Annotated in this window: 23 protein-coding genes; 11 read left to right on the top strand and 12 right to left on the bottom strand. The window is 47.0% G+C overall.

Going from position 1 to position 18863, the window contains the following annotated elements; genetic code table 11:
* Positions 1–42: 42 nt before the first annotated feature.
* The 3 genes from ON05_RS14645 (at position 43) to ON05_RS14655 (ending at position 1502) form a co-directional block, all read left to right on the top strand.
* Positions 43–531, top strand: coding sequence for a hypothetical protein (locus tag ON05_RS14645; protein ID WP_010476178.1), 489 nt, complete (start codon positions 43–45; stop codon positions 529–531).
* Positions 532–649: 118 nt separating this feature from the next.
* Positions 650–841, top strand: coding sequence for a hypothetical protein (locus ON05_RS14650; RefSeq protein WP_010476180.1), 192 nt, complete (start codon positions 650–652; stop codon positions 839–841).
* Between the two features lie 196 nt (positions 842–1037).
* The gene (locus tag ON05_RS14655) at positions 1038–1502 is read left to right on the top strand and encodes a hypothetical protein (RefSeq protein ID WP_010476182.1); all 465 of its coding nucleotides are present in this window, start codon (positions 1038–1040) and stop codon (positions 1500–1502) included.
* Position 1503: 1 nt separating this feature from the next.
* Here ON05_RS14655 and bioD read toward each other — a convergent pair whose 3' ends face one another.
* The 8 genes from bioD to ON05_RS14695 all read right to left on the bottom strand — a co-directional run bounded on the left by bioD (position 1504) and on the right by ON05_RS14695 (position 5464).
* The gene (gene bioD, locus ON05_RS14660; RefSeq protein WP_010476183.1) at positions 1504–2199 is read right to left on the bottom strand and encodes a dethiobiotin synthase; all 696 of its coding nucleotides are present in this window, start codon (positions 2197–2199) and stop codon (positions 1504–1506) included.
* 22 nt (positions 2200–2221) lie between these two features.
* Complete coding sequence (locus tag ON05_RS14665; RefSeq protein ID WP_029315360.1) at positions 2222–2677, bottom strand: phosphate-starvation-inducible PsiE family protein; 456 nt, start codon at positions 2675–2677, stop codon at positions 2222–2224.
* 462 nt (positions 2678–3139) lie between these two features.
* Positions 3140–3256, bottom strand: coding sequence for a photosystem II reaction center protein J (locus ON05_RS14670; RefSeq protein WP_010476185.1), 117 nt, complete (start codon positions 3254–3256; stop codon positions 3140–3142).
* 91 nt (positions 3257–3347) lie between these two features.
* Positions 3348–3464: a photosystem II reaction center protein L gene (locus ON05_RS14675; RefSeq protein WP_010476186.1), complete on the bottom strand. Its 117-nt coding sequence runs from the start codon at positions 3462–3464 to the stop codon at positions 3348–3350.
* A 9-nt stretch (positions 3465–3473) separates the two neighbouring features.
* On the bottom strand, positions 3474–3608 hold the full coding sequence (gene psbF / locus ON05_RS14680) for a cytochrome b559 subunit beta (RefSeq protein WP_010476187.1): 135 nt from the start codon (positions 3606–3608) through the stop codon (positions 3474–3476).
* An 8-nt stretch (positions 3609–3616) separates the two neighbouring features.
* Complete coding sequence (gene psbE / locus ON05_RS14685) at positions 3617–3868, bottom strand: cytochrome b559 subunit alpha (protein ID WP_010476188.1); 252 nt, start codon at positions 3866–3868, stop codon at positions 3617–3619.
* Positions 3869–3997: 129 nt separating this feature from the next.
* Positions 3998–5011, bottom strand: coding sequence for a photosynthesis system II assembly factor Ycf48 (locus ON05_RS14690; protein WP_029315361.1), 1014 nt, complete (start codon positions 5009–5011; stop codon positions 3998–4000).
* A 108-nt stretch (positions 5012–5119) separates the two neighbouring features.
* A complete protein-coding gene (locus ON05_RS14695; protein WP_010476193.1) occupies positions 5120–5464 on the bottom strand; it encodes a rubredoxin in 345 nt (114 codons plus the stop codon).
* Between the two features lie 204 nt (positions 5465–5668).
* On the opposite strand from ON05_RS14695, the gene ON05_RS14700 reads away from it, so the two are divergent.
* On the top strand, positions 5669–5767 hold the full coding sequence (locus ON05_RS14700) for a PetM family cytochrome b6-f complex subunit 7 (protein ID WP_010476195.1): 99 nt from the start codon (positions 5669–5671) through the stop codon (positions 5765–5767).
* A 78-nt stretch (positions 5768–5845) separates the two neighbouring features.
* On the opposite strand, the gene ychF is transcribed toward ON05_RS14700, so the two are convergent.
* Positions 5846–6937 carry a redox-regulated ATPase YchF gene (gene ychF, locus ON05_RS14705; protein ID WP_010476197.1) on the bottom strand — a complete coding sequence of 364 codons (1092 nt, stop codon included), beginning with the start codon at positions 6935–6937 and terminating at the stop codon, positions 5846–5848.
* 125 nt (positions 6938–7062) lie between these two features.
* On the opposite strand from ychF, the gene ON05_RS14710 reads away from it, so the two are divergent.
* The 7 genes from ON05_RS14710 to ON05_RS14740 all read left to right on the top strand — a co-directional run bounded on the left by ON05_RS14710 (position 7063) and on the right by ON05_RS14740 (position 15747).
* Positions 7063–8517: an aminotransferase class I/II-fold pyridoxal phosphate-dependent enzyme gene (locus ON05_RS14710; RefSeq protein ID WP_010476198.1), complete on the top strand. Its 1455-nt coding sequence runs from the start codon at positions 7063–7065 to the stop codon at positions 8515–8517.
* A 25-nt stretch (positions 8518–8542) separates the two neighbouring features.
* Positions 8543–9142: a precorrin-6Y C5,15-methyltransferase subunit CbiT gene (cbiT, locus tag ON05_RS14715; RefSeq protein WP_010476199.1), complete on the top strand. Its 600-nt coding sequence runs from the start codon at positions 8543–8545 to the stop codon at positions 9140–9142.
* Positions 9143–9875: 733 nt separating this feature from the next.
* The gene (locus ON05_RS14720; RefSeq protein ID WP_010476200.1) at positions 9876–11435 is read left to right on the top strand and encodes a DUF3370 domain-containing protein; all 1560 of its coding nucleotides are present in this window, start codon (positions 9876–9878) and stop codon (positions 11433–11435) included.
* 4 nt (positions 11436–11439) lie between these two features.
* A complete protein-coding gene (pgl, locus tag ON05_RS14725) occupies positions 11440–12171 on the top strand; it encodes a 6-phosphogluconolactonase (RefSeq protein WP_010476201.1) in 732 nt (243 codons plus the stop codon).
* A gap of 346 nt (positions 12172–12517) precedes the next feature.
* The gene (locus ON05_RS14730) at positions 12518–13273 is read left to right on the top strand and encodes an FHA domain-containing protein (protein ID WP_010476202.1); all 756 of its coding nucleotides are present in this window, start codon (positions 12518–12520) and stop codon (positions 13271–13273) included.
* 4 nt (positions 13274–13277) lie between these two features.
* On the top strand, positions 13278–14684 hold the full coding sequence (locus tag ON05_RS14735; protein WP_010476203.1) for a protein kinase domain-containing protein: 1407 nt from the start codon (positions 13278–13280) through the stop codon (positions 14682–14684).
* A 112-nt stretch (positions 14685–14796) separates the two neighbouring features.
* A complete protein-coding gene (locus tag ON05_RS14740) occupies positions 14797–15747 on the top strand; it encodes an alpha/beta hydrolase (protein ID WP_010476204.1) in 951 nt (316 codons plus the stop codon).
* A 64-nt stretch (positions 15748–15811) separates the two neighbouring features.
* Here the strand turns inward: ON05_RS14740 and ON05_RS14745 are convergent, their stop codons facing one another.
* From ON05_RS14745 to ON05_RS14755, 3 genes are all read right to left on the bottom strand, one after another.
* A complete protein-coding gene (locus ON05_RS14745) occupies positions 15812–16567 on the bottom strand; it encodes a hypothetical protein (protein WP_236619028.1) in 756 nt (251 codons plus the stop codon).
* Positions 16522–17208, bottom strand: coding sequence for a hypothetical protein (locus ON05_RS14750; RefSeq protein ID WP_010476207.1), 687 nt, complete (start codon positions 17206–17208; stop codon positions 16522–16524). Before ON05_RS14750 ends, ON05_RS14745 begins: the two co-directional genes overlap by 46 nt.
* A 125-nt stretch (positions 17209–17333) precedes the next feature.
* A complete protein-coding gene (locus tag ON05_RS14755; protein ID WP_010476209.1) occupies positions 17334–18632 on the bottom strand; it encodes a tetratricopeptide repeat protein in 1299 nt (432 codons plus the stop codon).
* Positions 18633–18863 lie beyond the last annotated feature (231 nt).

Below are 18863 nucleotides of genomic sequence, written 5' to 3' on the forward strand. Positions count from 1 at the left end.
CTATCACAACATCACTGTAGATATCCTAGGTGAGGAGTTGGTATGGGTTTTCAGCCAATGAGCTTCGCAATTAATCCTGTCCAAACTGCCTTAGACAGGTGGTTTCAAAGCTTATCCACCAGCTACCCAGCCCTCTCTTGGATGGTGGGTCACCCTATCCTGGCCGTTATCAGCCTTTTAGTCTTATTAGCAATTATCCAAATTCTCTTGGGATGGATTAGCAGCGGTATCAAGCATCTCCTGTTTACTATCTTCAAATCGCCCTATTCTTTGGTGCGATGGCTCTTAGGGAAAACGGCAGCCCCCTTAAGTCCTGCCAAGCCCAACAAATGGCCTAAAGGTAAAAGCTCTGAACACGTCTCAACCCTCTTAAAGCGCCTAGACCACCACCACCGAGAACAAGAAAAATTAATCTCAGAACTCAAGACCCTGATTGCCCATACCAGTTCTGACCTCCGCCACATTGAAGGGTCACGAGACAATTCCGCTTCTGCTGCTGATATCCCACCTTCCAAAATTTCATCTCCATAACCCGCAAGCTGCAGGTCCAAGCCTATGAGGCAATTTAGAAAGTGTTCTATAGGGTCCTCAATTTAGGGAAGATTTCGATCTAGAATGGTGGCCCAAAGCAGCAGGTAGATGAGTATAAATGACTAGCCAAACCATCATTTCTAAACCAGCCGCAACTCAGCAGTCTGATCCAACCAGTTCTATCAACAGCAACGACGCTCGCCTGTTTGAGACTGTCAAGCATGTCTATAAATCAGATCACCAAGCTGAGTACTTAGAAATTAAAGCTCAAATCGAGTCCTTACTTCAGCAACTCCAGACGGAAACTTAAGCTTAATCCTCAAAAATAGAGAAAAGCTGATTCAACTCTAGCCTTGGTGAGACAGGTAACTCCAGGCAGGCCTTTCACCTATTGTTTAAGCTAAGCGACCAGCTGTTAAGTCAGGTTGGATTCCGTATCTGATGGAACGGCTATTACTCAACGATAGGTGTAATATTGGTGATGGCCTCTTACCGGCATCCTCACCATGGCTCAAATCTTCCCTGCAAAGTTGGATTATGAACAGAGCTATCCTTGTCCGGTCTGTCGTAAGGGAAAATTAGACCGCCTAGTTTTAATGGATGCCTTTGCTTGTAGCACCTGCCATCACATTTTTTCAGCCAACCTCAACCAGCAATCCATTTGTTTAGCCGATCAGACCCCAGCCCTTGGCTGGCGCTGGGCTCACCAACACTGGCGTCCTCTTCATCACCCCGATATTGATTTTCCGTTGGGAATCTGGATTCTTTGTGGCGGTCTTACGGTACTTCCCCCAACGGTCTTATGGCTGATGCACCATACGTTTCCACCGTTAGACAGCTCTGCTCAGACATTTCCACTCCTCTGGATTGGCATTGTAGGCTTAATCCATGGCTTCATCGCCTTATGGGTTTTGGCAGAGTTCTACCAATTGCCTCTCTATTTATCCTGGAAGTTTCGCTGGCAATCTTGAGTCACATCGCATAGCTAAGCGAGCCTAACATCTCTAAATCTAACCCAGAGGCTACCTCAGCCAGTGCTGTTCGATTCGTTGGATCAGACAAATGAGGCACCTGTCCAATCACTGGCACCTGGGTTAAGGTTTGTATCATATCGGCCGGTGCCCATTGCTGAATTTCTTCCGTGGATAATACCCCCGTAGCATTCAAAACAATGCCCTTGATATCCAGCCCAAACTGTCGTGCTAAAGTCACATGGGCAACCGCTTGTCCCACACACCCCAATCGAATTGGCACCACTAAGACAATGGGCAATTGCCAATCTCGGGCAATATCCGCCACAATCAACTCATCTGTCACTGGAGAGCCTAAACTACCAACCCCTTCAACTAACACCCAGTCAAACTGAGACTGCAACTGTTGAACCGCTTGCCAAGCAGGTAATAAATCCACAACCTGTCCAGCTCGTTTTGCCGCCAAGGGAGGCGCTAGCGGTTGCTCAAAATAAAGAGGGTTCAAGGTTTCCGGGGGCTGGTTCAGATCAAAGACCTCGATATACCATTCCCGATCTCCCAATCCAGATTGCACTGGCTTACAGACTGCAATCTTCTCATTTGGTCGATAGATCTGCCAATAGGCCAATAAGGCAGATGTAACAATGGTTTTGCCAATTTCTGTATCTGAACCACTAATTAAAAGAGTTTGTGCCACAGCAATAATATCCTTAGATTGACTATTTTTTAAGTTGACACACTAACCAATAACTGACCGATAGGGAGAAGATGGCTGCTGCCAACCCTAACAGATCGAAACCGGACGATTTCGCAAAGTCGAAAATAATCAATTTGCGCGCTACAGCGATTAAAGCAGTCGCAACCACCAACTGAACCTGAACGCCCTGATGATCGAGATAGGCTTGAACATTTTCTAACAGCTCTAAAGCAATCAGGATATTAAGGAATAAGCCAAAAATCTCTAGTAGGGTTGACTGAAAGAAGCCAACAGGTTCCGTCCATAATTCCTGAATAACCTTAAATCCAAGATCGAAAAGCGCGAAAAAAATAACAATGATCAGCGCTAGGGACAAAATCTTAGCAACAGTCCCTTGAAACCAATGCAACACCTGGAGAAAAGACGCATCGCTAAAAACCTTAGCCATACGGTTCGATGTTCGATGATTTCGCTTCATAGGAGATGTTGCGGACCTACTTACGGTAATAAAGGTAACGATGAATCATATTACAGAAACTTGATTCGGTCGCCCTCGCACCAGATAATAAAAAAGCTGGAGTAGTACAGTAAATTTATGCTTAGACTCTTAGCCTTTTTTTGCTAAGTTTGCTAGATGATCTGTATTATCGTTTTGCCCATTTTCATAGGACTTTGATTATGATCAGCGACATTTTACCTGCAATTATGACGCCTCTAGTTGTTTTAATCGGTGGCGGAGCTGCTATGACGGCCTTCTTTTATTATGTTGAGCGTGAAGGATAATGGACGGGGCTTAATCCATCAACTCATGCCATGTATTTCATATAGCCGACCTTGCTTACTGGACGGCTACGTATAGCAAGAAGCCATAACAAGCATCTTAACTAAAAAGGGGAGTCAGTTAACTGACTCCCCTTTTAGATATCGCAAAAATGCTAGCTTACAGGGAAGAACCCAAGCCTGCATATGCTCCATAGAAAAAGAGACCTACAATTGCAATGAGGGCGGTCCCTGCGACTGTCCCTACTAGCCATAATGGAACTTTTCCATCTGCCACAGACTTTTCCTCCTAAAATTACCAGCAAAGTTTATGCATAGAATAGTTTGTTCTCAAAAACGCTTATCAAATGGATAAACGGAATTTTATGTTAGTTAAAAAAGTAGCTTGAGAACAATAAAGCTAAAACAAGAACAAGCAGCAAGCCAATAAAGAGCGATGCACGATTCAACTCTACGGGTTGCTTATTCGGATTGGGTGTTGCCATTAACGTCTCCTATCTCTGAATGAACTGCATAGCTGCGATTGCACCCAGGAAGAAGGTAACCGGGACACCTAGGGTATGAACAGCCAACCAACGCACTGTAAAAACTGGATATGTTACCGGTTCTTTTGAAAGTCTACTGGTCATTGTTATAACTATAATCCTTTTGTAAATTCATCAATTTGTTGCTTACCTTCATAACGGTCAGTAACCAAAGGTAGCCCTTGTCGAGCTTGGTCAAAGTACTCGTTAGGTCTTGGCGTTCCAAACACGTCATAAGCCAGACCTGTGCTTACGAATAGCCATCCTGCTAAAAACAGCATAGGTACCGTAATGGTATGGATAATCCAATAACGAATGCTTGTAACGATATCACCAAAGGGTCGTTCACCAGTTCTACCAGACAATTCAAACACCTCCTATGAACACAGTCATGATACTTAATCATACGAAACCATCGGACGTCCCACAAGTAAAACCTGAAGTTTACTTCCGCCAACTATCAAAATAAGAAGAAAGCGGAGGACTTTTACCCTCTAAGCAGATGCTTTAGGGGGAGCAATGAAACGCAATAGCGTTCCAGATTGCCCAATAATGAACCCTTGATCAGATGAAACAAAAATAATCTTGTAGAGGTTGGATGGCACATCCTCTACCGTCGAATCTTTCTGCCAAGTTTGGCCACCGTCTAGGCTACACAGTAATGTGCCACTCCCCCCTGAAATCCAAACTTCATCAGGAGTCCGATAAGCCAAATCTAAGAGTCCAATTTTGTTAGTGCCAGGGGTAAAGGCTTCATCCCAGGCATAATCTCCATTCTCAAGAAAACCAGTACTAAATTGAACCTGTCCGCCTTTGTTCAAAATCCAGGGGTTACCATTGGGATCAAATCCCATGGTTTGAATCCGCCTAGCACCATTTCGATCATGGCTTTGCCAAGAGGTCTCACTAGGATCAAAGGTGGTATAAAAACTTCCCCGAGAAGAAATGGCGACATATTTACCGTCTTCAGATCGGTTAATATTGCGCGTTGCCCCTGTAGCCTCTTCAACTAAGGCTGTCCAATGCTGAGCCTCATCTTGAGTACGGTAAATAGCACCGAGGTCGGTGATCATCTCGACCGATTTTGGACCTAAGGCAGTCACTTGATAGGGAGTCCCAGGAAGTTGAGTACTTAGAGATACCCGTGACCAAGACTTTCCACCATCCGTTGTATGGAGCAAAATAGAGGGTTCACCCACAATCCAACCTTCATCACCAGAAAAGCTGATGGATGAAAAGCGATAATCTAAGTCTCCTAGGGCAAGAGGACGCTGCTCCCAAGATTTACCCCCATCAAAGGTTTCTAACAGAGCAGAGTTGGTTCCCACGAGCCAGCCATGGTCTGGGGACGCAAAACTGACGTCTAAGACAGTAGAGTCAGTCGGCAATGCGACGGTTTCCCAAGAGAGGGAATCCAAAACTGGCAGGCTATTGCAGGCAGTTAAGAAAAATAGAGCGGCAAAGATAGATATCCATTGCCTTGAAGTCTTTAGAATTGCTTTTATCATCTTGTTTTTGAACGGGCGATAGCGTACTAGCCAATTGATTACTTAGGATTTCTGCAATCGGCACAAAGCATCTCTTCGCGGATGGGTAAGGGAACGAATCGTTACAACTTAGCCTGAAGAATAGAAGCTGAGTAAAAATAGGAATATCAGCAGCAACGTGCCAAAAATTAGCAAGTTTTTCTTGCCTGGAGTCATTGCATTAACCCCAAAGCCATAACCTAGATTTTCAGGAAACCCCGAGGGGGCACCTACCGGCCCAATATTGACAAATTGCTCCATAGGAGTTCGGCATACAGGGCATTTCCAATCGTTAGGAAGTTGATCAAACAACGTTCCTGGCGGAATTTTACGGCGTTTGTCACCTTCATCAGGCTCATAAATGTACCCGCAGGATCGGCATTCAAACCGATCAACAGGTACTACTTCTTCATTTGAATCCGTCTCAGTAGACATGACCTAAATTCGTGGAATTTCCACAATCCTAGAAATCTTTGTGAATTATTATGACATGGAACTTAATCACCTTGTGCAGGCTTCTCTGTCTAAACCCAAAATTTAACCCTCATTGATCAGTCCAGACCCAAGAACATGACACCCGAGTATGCTTAACTGAATATTGAGCAATGATTTTGGAATAAGTTTTAGGATCGATTAATTATGGCCGGAGAAATTTTCACTACAGCATTTCTTTGTTTTTCGCTGATCTTAGTGGGTATTGGTCTGGGATATTTGCTATTAAAGGTAGCTCCCGACTAAATCCTAAGCACTTGTTGGGGCTTTGAGATGCCATTCCTTCTAGATCTGAGCGAAGAGCCCAAGGAATGGAACGCACGGTTAAACGTTAAACCGAAAGAGCATCACATCTCCTTCTTGCACAAGATAATCTTTACCCTCACTGCGGACTAATCCTTTTTCCTTAGCAGCAGTGAGGGAGCCGTTTTCGACTAAGTCTTGATAACCAACTGTTTCCGCCCGAATAAATCCCCGCTCAAAATCGGTATGAATCACCCCAGCAGCCTGAGGAGCTTTTGTGCCGATGGGTATGGTCCATGCTCGGCTTTCTTGAGGACCAGACGTGAAGTAGGTTCGTAGTCCCAAGAGTTTATAGGTAGCATGGATAAGGGATGTTAAGCCCCCCTCCCCAACCCCTAAGGCTTCCAGAAAATCATGACGCTCTTCATCCGTTAGCTCCACTAATTCAGATTCAACTTGAGCTGACATAATCACGGTTTCCGCTGACTCAGCCGTTGCAATCCCTCGCACCTGTTCTACCCATTTATTTCCTGTTGCCAAATCATCTTCAGACACATTGGTTGCATAAATAATTGGCTTCAGAGTCAGCAAGCCCAAGTACTTAATCACCTCTTTCTCTTCAGGACTTAAATCAGCCTGACGGGCTGGCTGTCCTGCATCCAGCGTGGCTCTGAGCTTTTCTAAGATTTCTAGTTCGGCTTGAGCCTCTTTGTTATTACGAGCAGTCTTTTTAGTTCGCTCCATTCGTCGCTCAATTTGAGCTAAATCTGCCAAGCTCAGCTCCAAGTTAATCACTTCTATATCGCGCACGGGGTCTACTGACCCTGCAACATGAATAATGTCATCACTATCAAAACAACGCACCACATGCACAATGGCATCAACTTCACGGATATTGGCCAAGAACTGATTTCCTAAACCTTCTCCTTGGCTAGCTCCCTGCACCAGCCCAGCAATATCCACAAACTCGATCCGGGTGGGCACCGTTTTGGCCGAATTCGACAATTCAGATAAAATTTGTAAGCGCTGATCAGGAACAGAGACCACGCCCACATTGGGCTCAATCGTACAAAAAGGGAAATTAGCAGCTTCAGCTTTGGCATTCGCGACTAAGGCATTAAACAGGGTTGATTTACCAACGTTGGGTAGCCCAACAATACCAGCTCTTAACATGGGAAGGGATGACTCAAATCATGGGCTCAAACACATTATGAAGACAGCATATGCAGAGCATCTCTAAAAGTGATGCAAATGTGACTCATAATCCTTTGCCATTAAAACATGCATGAACCCTTTACATGAGCGTAAATCAACAGCAAGCTCCTTTATGGCAAGCGCTACAGGACAGTGCCCACTCCAATCAAATTGCGTTTCACACTCCTGGCCATAAACGAGGACGGGGGCTGCCCGGTGCTATTCTTCAGCATTTTGGATCTGCTCTAGGTTCAGCCGATCTGCCAGAACTACCCGAATTAGACAATCTCTTTGCCCCTGAAGCAGCGATTCAAGAGGCTCAGGTCCTCGCTGCCCAACTCTTTGGAGCCGAGCAGACCTGGTTTTTAACCAACGGTTCGACCTGTGGCATTCTGGCAGCATTGCTTACTGTCTGTCGCTCGGGTGAACAGATTATCGTACCGAGAAATCTTCATACATCCGTTATTTCCGGGCTAGTGTTGTCTGGCGCAGTCCCCATTTTTGTGCAACCGACATTGGATAGTCAGCTCAACTTAGCCTATAGTTTATCGGTTCAGGATATTCAGCTGGCGTTCGAGACCTATCCTCAGGCCAAGGCTATCCTCTTAGTCCATCCGACCTATGAGGGAATTTGTGGAGATGTTGCAGCTATCGCCACGTTTGCCCATGATCATGGCATCCCGTTAATTGTCGATGAAGCCCATGGCCCCCATTTTGCTTTTCATCCTCAATTCCCTCAATCTGCTCTCGCTGCCGGTGCAGACCTGGCCGTACAATCCACCCACAAAATGTTAGGAGCCCTGACACAAGCGGCTATGCTTCATGTTCAGGGTCCTCTTATCGATCGACCTCGGCTGAGTCAAACCCTACAGCTCGTGCAGTCTACCAGTCCCAATTATCTGCTGTTGGCCTCTTTGGATGCGGCCCGCCACCAATTAGCCCATGCTGGCCTGAACGTCATGGAGCAGGTCTTAACTCTCGCCAATAAAGCTCATACTCAACTGAACGATTTGCCAAACTATCGTCCATGGGATCCAATAGACACTACCCCCGGCTGTATTGCTCTCGATCAAACGCGCCTCACCATTCCTGTTGATCCATTTGGTGCTCAAGCCTATAATCTCGATCAAACCCTCATCGATACCTATCGCATCTCAGCAGAGCTGATCACGCCAGACCATCTCACCTTCTTGATTACGTTGGGAAATACCGAGGATGATATTAATCGATTACTCTTAGCATTACGAGAGTTATACCAACCTCCTTTACAGCTCAGCTCTCTGACCTACTCCACACACAAAACGCCTATTTCTGTACCTGCGCTTTCACCCAGGGAGGCCTATTGGCATCCTGCTGACGCCGTTCCAATCCTAGAGGCTGTCGACCGGATCAGTACTGAAAGTATTTGTCCCTATCCACCGGGCATCCCTATTCTGCTCCCTGGAGAAAAAATTCAGAAGCAAGATTTAGACTGGCTCTTACAACTCAAACAACAAGGGGGCATCATTACGGGGTGTAGCGATCCGCGCTTTCAGACCTTAAAGGTTGTGAGAGAGTAGTAGCGTGAGCACACAGGGACAACCTATGCCTTCTCCTCCTTGGCCCTATACCAGTCCTGGCATCCCAGATGAACTGTTTGAGCGTTTACCTGGAATCCCCATGACTCAGCGAGATACACGCTTATTATTAATCTCACAATTGCGACTCACGACGGATACAGTCCTGTGGGACATTGGAGCAGGAACTGGCACCATTCCTGTCGAAGCAGGTTTACTTTGTCCCCAGGGACAAATTATTGCCATCGAACGGGATGAAGAAGTGGTTAATCTGATCCAAGCGAATTGTGATCGATTTGCAGTCAAAAATGTCGATATTATTCAAGGCAATGCGCCCGGCTGTTTGGATGACCTCCAACCTCAACCCACCCGAATTTGTATAGAAGGAGGGCACCCCATGCAAGACCTGCTGAAAACAGCATGGAGTCATCTACAAACCAATGGCCGCTTGGTAGCGTCTGCATCTAGTCTAGAAACGCTGTATGTCGTTTCTGAAACCTTTTCTTCCCTGCATGCTCGCAACATTGAAGTCGTTCAGTCCGTCATCAATCGTTTAGAGACCCGTGGCACACGTCAATTGTTTGCCGCTGTCGATCCAATGTTTATCTTAAGCGGCGAGAAACTTTGAATCTGGACATGGCTAAGGCATCATTTTTTCTGGACTAACTGGAAACTTAAAATAATTTCCTTTTAATATATAGAAAAACAACTCAATCCAGATCAAACTCAAACTTTATCTTCCAAGAAGATATTATTTAATCTAATTCTTTTAGCACTTTTGTTTATTAATAAGCTGCAATTATGTATAGCGATATATAAAATCTCTATGGTGTGAAGTCAAGCTATAATGGCAGCTCCATATCAGACATAATCTGAGTTCGGGATAAGCTAAAACTCTTAATCTTACGCAGCCTAAAATTTATATTTTTTCCTAGAAGAGGCCCCAAAATGTCACAATAACCTTTGATAGCTCTGAAGAGCTGAAGAGCTTAATATCTAAAAATCACTCGAAATAATTATTCACAAGACTGTTTAGCATTCTTAACCATTAGTATCTCATTGAACTACTGGTTTGCTTCAGAATTCCACTTCAAACTGACAGTGTAAGGATTGACTAGAGTTTTTTCACAAGCACAAATAGAGATGACTATAGAATCCTCTCTATCTCCATCGAAATCTATAAATGTAGAGATGCATTCTTCCTATCAATATTTTAAAAATTGCTAGGATTTATAAGTAGTGAACTATTCAAAACAGATGCTGCTGAAAATTATTCTGAGCTATACTTGTCAAGGCAATTAAAGCTTCTATGGGTACATAGAAAGAATGCCTGGATTGATGTTTCTGAGATCGTTGACGGAATGCTGCCTCTGTTTGCAACTTTATGGATCCAACAGCCCAACTTATCTTTAGAGACCCCTCAACCTTTATCCCAGGCAAATATCCAACCCCAACTCTCTTCAGATCGGGATGGGTGGGTTGCCCAAGCGTCTCGCCCTTCTTTGAAGCGCCAAACGAATCGGCAAGCATCACGGCAAGGGATTGAGTTTCGCACCTTGCCTGGCCGGCTCGATACAGTCCCTGTTTTCAACAGCAATAGTCCTGAAGTAGTCAGACGGTCCGGGATTTTGCTGTCCACATTTCCACCCCGAGGTAAGCACCAAGCCAAGGCCCATCTCAATTTTGCCTTTAACGGTCGATTTGATATTTTTGCCCATCATGTTGCCAAGACCAATCGCCCGGATGATACCCCTACTCTTTATAAAGGCATCTTGTTATTTAACCCCAGCCGCACCCGCAGTATTACGATTAAGGTCTTGCATTCAGCAACCTTTCTAGGCAATCCTGATGCGCCTTATATTGCCCTACCACCTCAGGTCAGCAATGATTTGGGCAAGGTTTTTTCTGGACCAGGTGGACGAGTCGTCGATCAAATCCTAAGAGGACGCCGCCAAACCCATTGGCCACCAGTCATTTACTTACGCCCTGGCCAAAGTAAAATGCTGATGAACTTACCTATTCCCGTGCCCAGCTTATCGGCCAAAAAGCCAGTCCGGGGTCCAAAAGCCCAAAAATTACTGAAGCTAAATGCGGCGAAATCTCCTCTCAAAAATATTGCGCCGTCTTCCAATACTCGCTCAACCCTGGCTCATTTACAAAGCAGTGGCCCTGTATATGCCGCCAGTATGGCCATGTTAGCGCCCCTAAATCAAAATGGAACTGAAAAAATTCCGACCAAGAAAGATTGGGAAAAACTGTTAATTAATGGTGAGCTCCTCTCTCCTCGGGACAAGCCCCCTTCCCCTTTGAGTCAAAGAACCGATCCATTTTTTTATGGTCGCGTTGCGGGTGTCAGTAGAGGTTCTCTCTGGAAAGCACAAATCACAGATGATTTCACCAGCAAGCAGTTAACCATACCTAGGCCCGGTCGTACGTTTGCCTATGGATTGAGCACGCTACAGCGAGGAACGTTTGGGACTGGGCAGGTTCAAAGTGCACCGATGCTTGTGAGATACCCTGATACTGCTTACTTAGCCCATGGGAATTATGGCGTCCACTACGATTTAACCCTACCGTTCCATAACCCCAGTAAAAAGCCTCAGCAGGTTGATATTGCAATTCAAACGCCCCTTAAACATGACCGCAAAGGGGTGGGTCTTAATTTTTGGCGATCAAAAACTGCTCCTGTCTTTTTCCGGGGTACCGTACGGGTACGGTACAAAGACGATGACGGCAACTCTCAAGTGCGTTATTTTCATCTTGTTCAAAAACAAGGTGAAAAAAGTCAGCCTCTTGTGACGTTAAAGCTCAAACCAGACGAACGGCGGTTGGTCCAGGTGGACTATGTTTATCCACCGGATGCTACTCCACCTCAAGTGCTAACGGTTAAAACGGATCTTTTCTTTGGCAGTCGGAGCTAATTGAATGAAACCTAATATTGAAGTTTTTGCTGATCAATCCCAGTTAATTGAACGTGCCTTGGAACTAACTCTCGCTGAAATCAAAGATGCGATCGCACAACGAGGACGCTGCACAATGGCTTTAGCCGGAGGCAATACGCCCAAACCTTTGTATGAGCAACTCGCCCAACAGGATTTACCGTGGCAAAATATCCACATTTTTTGGGGAGACGAGCGGTATGTGCCGATTTCTGATCCGCAAAGTAACGCCGGAATGGCCACTAAAGCCTGGCTCAACCATGTGGCCATTCCTCCCACCAACATCTATCCCATGCCAACTCAAGCCGCCGATCCAGCGGAGGCGGCTCAAACCTATGACCAACAACTACAGACGTTTTTTGGCACAGGCCCCAAGGAATTCCCCAGCTTTGATCTTGTCTTGCTAGGCTTGGGGCCTGATGGACATACCGCCAGTTTATTTCCCCATACTGATGCATTACAGGTGTGCGATCGCAACGTTACCGTTGGCAATAAAGACGGTCAACCTCGATTAACGTTAACCGTTCCCGTTCTCAACCAAGCTCGACGCATTTTCTTTTTAGCAACCGGCGCAAATAAACAAGACGCATTAACGGAAATTTTTGCGGAGACAGCTGATGCAACCCACTATCCCGCTCGTTTAATCCAACCAATTCACGGTAAACTCTCATGGCTACTGGACACTGCGGCAGGAGAACCTCTACAGAAGTATCTATAGCTGATTCCTGATACAGACCGCCTTGGCCCTAGAAACCCTATCAAATCTGAGGATCAGATTAAGCACTACAAATGGGTACACTCAATGAGGCAAGATCAAAACGTCTGAAGACAGAGTTGCTGAGTGGCTGTAGGGTTTAACAACCCAGGCTGCAGACCATAGTTGCCATGAATATCTCGTGTACTATGTGAAAAGCAGTCTTTTTTGTATCTCAAAAAGCCTCTCTTGTACAGACATTGCTGGGACGTTTTATCGCCTATTGAGCTAACGATTCGATAAGTCTTATCGGCCGCCTAAATTTGACTATGATCGGGGAATTTTTTGACGGGGGAAATAACTACAACCTATGATTATTTGTCCCAATTGTCTCCACCAAAATCCCGATGGCGCAGCGACCTGTGAGGCCTGTCATACTGCCTTACCTGCCACCAGCAGCTGTCCCAACTGTGGTGCATCCATACAGGTAGGCGCACAATTCTGCGGCCAATGTGGTTTTAATCTACAAGACGATCCCAACGACTTAGATGAAATTATCGCTCTCACCACCGAAACAGCAAAATCCGAACCCGTCTCTCCAGAGAACCCGTTCATTTTTCCCGATCCTCAACCCCCTGATCCGCTCGTCATGCCGGATTTAGTATCGCAGGAACCCTCATTAGCCACAGATTTACCTGTCCTGGACAACAATTTGTCTCCGTTTGAAGAAACGCCACCTCCTTCTTCAGCCTATGGGGATAACGAGTCGCCGGGTACGCCCAGAACTCAACTCCAACAGCAAACCATTCAGCTAGTCCATGTTCAGACCAACACAGTGATTGATCTGCCTTTGACACTGGATAAAATTCATATGGGAAAGCCGAACGATCGAGTGCCGCCCGACATCGACGTGTCAGGGTTCCCAAATGCTGAAGTTGTTTCTCGCGTTCATGCGGATATTCGGGTTGAAGGGGGTCATTATTTTATTGAAGATGTCGGCAGCTCAAATGGGACCTACATCAACAGTATTCCTTTGTTACCTGGTAATCGGCATCGTCTACGCGTCGGTGATCGAATCGCCCTGGGTAAAGGCAATCTAGTCACTTTTCTATTCCAACTTAACTGATAACGTGATTACTCTAACGCTCTTACATCCTGTCCAATCCACTCCCGTTCAAAGTTGGAGCTTTGAGCAAGATCCCGTCATCCGAATTGGTCGAGCGGTAGACAACCATGTTGTCTTGTATAGCGCCGTTGTCTCCCGCTATCATGTCGAACTGCGACAAACCGGAGCCCAATGGGAAGTCGTGAATATTGGCACCAACGGTACCTATCTAGATGGCAAACGGGTCCATCAAGCTCCTCTGGCTGATGGCAACATCATGCGACTCGCACGATCGGGACCTAATATTCAAATTCACATTGATGGAAGTGGTGCGGTAAGCGAACAGTACAATCACCCTGAAGTAACTGCAGCTCCTAGTTCAGTGAAGATACAATCTCAAGTTTCAGTAGAGGAGTCTGCCGAAGCTGTTGCCGTATCACCCAGCTCGGAGCCACACGCTCAAAGCGCCGATCAAAAATTTCAAGTGACGGGGCAAACCTCTTTTCCTAAACATCCTCAAGATGAACAGCGTCGCTTTCAGTATCCCTGCACGAATGACGGATCACAACCTGCTGCCAGCTGTCAAAACTCACCTGCGAACAAAGGATCGTTAGTTTGCACCGATTGTGGTTTACCCCTCAAAGTCTGGCGGCAAATCGGCCAGTACCATATTCTTAAACCGCTAGGGACCGGGGATAATACTTTTATTGCCTGGCGAGATGGTCACATGGTGGTTCTCAAAACCCTCCAGCAAGAGTGGCTTGACCATGAAGATGCGTTGATCGCCTTCCAAGACCAGGCAGCCCAGCTCTGTCAGATCAGTCACCCAGGAATTCCCAAAATCTACGAAGCCTTTGAAGTAGACGGACACCCCTATCTCGTCAGCGAGATGATTTATGGGCAAAATCTCAAGCAATGGGTGGCAGAGCGAGGCCCCCTCTCTCAGGAACAGACCATTTTATGGATTTCAGATATTTGTGAGGTTTTAGACTATCTGCATCAACAGACCCCAGCGATTATTCACCGCAATCTTAAGCCTGCCAATCTTTTACGTCCTACCATTCCCCATGGTTTCAAAGAAGTGGTCTTAGTAAATTTTGGCGAGATGCAGCTGCTCAGCCCCGAAGCCGGCACATTTATTGGCTCGGTGGGCTACACAGCACCCGAGTTACAGGCTGGCAAAGCTGCCCCAGCCTCAGATCTCTATGCCCTGGGGGCAACTTTGGTCTATATTTTGACCGGGCAAGAACCCGATGCCTTTTATCGATTGGGAGATGAAGAATTCCGCCTGCATGTCGAAGATGTGCCTCGCCTCAGCCCTGAAATGGCAGACGTGATTCAACGCCTGACCCATCCGCAACCCCAAAAGCGATATTCCTCGGCGTCCCAAGTCGCTGAAGCGATGAGAGAATTGCTACCCGCATCCATTTGATTTAGAGCCAGCTGTCCCTTTACGATATCAGCAGGAATGTGACATCAGCTTCTAGGGTTGTACTCCAGCGCCTAGGAGTAATGATGGTTGTTTTAAACTCTCCCTGCGGACATTGCTACTCCCCTCCAACAATCCCTGGACCTCTCGATTACGACAGCTCAGCATTCGGCTGGCCCAAGGTTTAGTAGCTAGCACCCTCTTGGTCTATTCAGGGATCTGTATCTTCTTTTTTGTGCGGCAAGAAGCACTACTCTACGATTCCGAACTAACCCTTGAAACGGTACCCAGCGATCAACCCTTTCAATTACCGTTCCAAACCGTCAAAATTCCGGTGGGGTCAACCTCTGAGCACTTGAATAGTTGGTGGGTACCTGCCCCTCACCCCTTAGAAGACACCATTGCTCTACCCGAAGAACCTCACGATATCCTGGCCGAACCGAAAGTGATTCTGTATTTCAACGGACGGGCAGGCAACAAGGGGTCTCGCAGTCACTTAGAACGCGTCAAAGGTTTCCGTCAGCTGGGCTTTTCTGTCTTGCTCGTTGATTATCGGGGCTATGGGAATAGCTCGCCTCGCCAACCTAGTGAGGCCAGCTTGTACGAAGATAGCCAAGCCGCCTGGCGCTATCTGACTCAAACCCGGGGCATGGCTGCCCATCAAATTGTGATTTATGGCGAATCCTTGGGCGGAGCCGTCGCCATCGACTTAGCGGTTAAGCAGCCCAATGCAGCTGGCGTTATTGTCCAAAGTTCTTTTACGACGCTACCCGCAGCAGCGAGGGAGATGGACTGGTTTCGGTTTCTCCCTGTCGATTGGATCCTCACCCAACGGTTTAATTCCCTAGCTAAGGTGCGGTCTTTGAAAACCCCTGTCCTTTTCCTCCATGGCACCGCAGATCAGATTGTGCCGGTATGGATGAGTCATAGGCTGTATCAGGCAGTGCCTTCAGAGACCCCTAAAGAATTAGTGGTAGTGCCCGATGCTAACCATTTCCGTATTTATCGTCCGGGTCAGCATTCTTATCTGAAAGCCATACAGCGATTGGTAACCAAGATGCAATAACGCTGCTTCCCTCTCCATTGATGGGCCTTGAGCTGACATTTGTGCTGAACTTCATGCTAACTCATCAAGACTGAGAGAGCTGTCTGACAGTGATTTGCACCTTCATACTGATTTGTAAGGCTTCTTGAATCAGATCTTGATAGTCCTGGGCTTGATCCTGTAACTCTAAAGCTTGCAGGTTGATCAAGGCTTGATCCAAATCCAGCAGAGCTTGATGCCGGTGAATCAGTTGTTGATGCTGGCGAATCAGCCTTTCTAGATTTAATGCCGTGACTAAACTGGTGCGACTAGCGTGTAAGGCATCCAAGATGAGCGTGTGATCGGACGTCAGGGCTGAGGGATTCACGTGGGTCAGACCGTCCAACAGGATGACCGTCTCCACTAGCTGATTATATTGGTCAATATCATCCAGTAACTGCAACAGAGGTCGTAAATTGCGAGTTCGATGCCAGAGATAGAGATGCCAGCTGGCAAACATCAGCCCCGTTGCTGTTCCTGTAACCTGAAGAAATCGGTGGGGGTGGGCCGTATCCCGTAATGGGATCAGACCAACGGGCACCGACAACATACCGAGCAAGGCCAAAGCAATCATTTCTACCCCCAATACTCGCAGCCAATGTTGGGGTTGACGCCAAACCGATAGGCGGTAAACGCCTCCCCATAAGCTGCCGACCCAAAAGGAAGTGGTGGTAAAACCCGTTTGGGCTTCAAGATCATCGGTGGTCAAGCGTAGGGCTTGTAGGTTATCTAAGTTGCGGGTACCGGTCATGCGCTTTAGCCCTGCATCAGATTTGCGATCGCATCTAGAACCCCTGTCCAAAAATTCCCTTCCCGAGGGCGAAACAGCTCAAAGGCTCCCGGTGAACCAAAGAAGGGACGAAGGGTCCAGCCCAACTGACTGCCAACAAACCCATAGAGCCCCAACCAAAAGCGAAGCACCGTAGACCGAAGTTGGACGTTAGTATCCGTCTCTGATTGGGCGACGGGACGCATAGCCTGATAGAGGAACGACACCCCAAACATGCCCGTCATCGCAAAAATCACCACGTTGAGTAGCAGGTAAAAGGAATAGTCTTGAACAGGGGAAATGGTGATCACAAAAAACAAAGTAATCGGAGCAAATCCTACTAGCAGCAGGGCAATGACAGCAGCTGCACTCAAGACATAAGTGAAATGCTGCGCGATGGTTTGACGAGAACCAAACAGGGCATTAAACACGTATAGGGCAGGTAGGCAGACCAGTAAGGTAATTAGATAGAGGGTGGGCAGTTTGAGGCCCGAGGACAGGGCCTGCAGCGGACTATGAAAGGAGCCGACAATCGCGCCATAGGTAGCGAAACTGCAAAAGCTACAGATTAGTAGAGCAGAAATTTTGACCGATAATCGCTTTCCCTCGTGAATTTCTTGGAGAAAGGTTTGTCGGTCTTTGAGGAGAGCAATAAAAATAGCAACAGCGTTCATAAACAAGGATGGCAGCGAAAAATTAAGCACAGCCTAGCTTTGCCCATCTGGTCCTGTCAGTCGGCTGAAGTCGGGAGTTCTGAGGAAAAAGTCGGGTCAGGTCGGTTTGAGGACTCAGGCCAGATTTACCTCATATGGTCTTCCAGGTTCAGAATTACTGTTTCTAGGTACCACTCCTCTGAACGCCCAGGATAATGAGCTTTTGTACTCCGAACCATCCCTTTCGCTAATTCTTGGTTCCCTCCCAATAAGTCCAATAACCGCTGCCACAAGCGCTCGTGGGTGGTTTGTGGGGGTGGCGGTGGCGGAGCTTGATTGGCAGCCTGGGCAGGGGGTTGAAGCTGATTGAGTTGGGCGAGCACCTGCTGATAGTTAAACCATTCTTCCTGGGCACAAAACAGGCTAATGGCCCGCTGGTAATCGGCAATGGCTTGGGGATTTTCCTTCATTCCCGCATAGGTGAGGCCGCGCTGATAAAAAGCATCGGCATTATTGCCATTTAAACGTAAGGCTTCTGCATAGTCTTCGATGGCTCCCAAATGATGACCAATGGCCCGGTAGGCATTGCCTCGTGCAACATAGGCATCACTATCTTCAGGAGATAGGAATAAGGCTTGGTTACAGTCTGCAATCGCCCCCTGGGGATCCTTGAGGTTTAAGCGAGCTTTGCTCCGCCCGCGAAAGGTGATCGGATCTTCAAATTTAAGGGTAAGGGCTTGATTAAAATCAGCCATGGCAGCCTGATAATTGCCCTGCTTGCAATAGACTAATCCCCGGCAGCAATAGGCTTTGCCATCTTGAGGATCGGCCTGTAAGACCCAATTAATATCCGAGAGGGCCTGACTGAGCTGGCCGATTTTGGCCCGATCGAGGATTTGCGTAAAGTAATCTTTTTCTGACAGGGCAGGGGGCGGTGCGTTGGGTGACTTTGTGATTGGAGCGTTAGCATTGGGCGTTTTGGGTCGGATTTCCTCAATCTTGTCAATGCATTGGCGTGCTCCCTCTGCATCTTTTTGATCCAGGTAAAGTCCTGAAGCCACCTTAAAGTCGGCGATTGCCGCTGGGATTTCTCCTTGCTTGCGATGGACAATGGCTCGCAATTTATAGGCAGCAGCATAGGTGCGATCGCACCCAATCGCCAGTTCCACATCAGCCATCGTTCCTGGGATATTTTTTAAGGAGAGTCGGGCTAAGGCTCGACAGTAATAGGCTTTGGCCGATTTAGAATCAATCTCTAGGGCTTTGCCATAGTCCTCAATGGCGGCATAGACGTTACCAGAATCGTAGTAGGCCAACCCCCGCTGACAATAGGCATCGATGGAGAACGGATCGGCGTCCAGAACTTGGGTAAAGGTTGCGATCGCATCTGCATATTGCTTTTGTCGCAGTTGCGCTTGGCCTTGTTGAAATAACGGGGCACTCATGGGCACTCTGATGGTGGTGCAGATTTCAAGCCAACAGGCTTGCTGAATAAGACTAATATCCTAACCAATACTCCACTGGGCTGAGAAGGACCTATTGATGCTGACCAATTCTTAATTGGTGAGAAATATACCAGTTCGCTGACAGAGAATGCTTCAATCTACCCTGAGTTCGGTTTTTACTTCCAGAGATCCTTACAACTTTACGTCAAGATACTTTACAATCAGCAATAC

It is taken from the genome of Acaryochloris sp. CCMEE 5410 (assembly GCF_000238775.2).
GTDB lineage: Bacteria > Cyanobacteriota > Cyanobacteriia > Thermosynechococcales > Thermosynechococcaceae > Acaryochloris.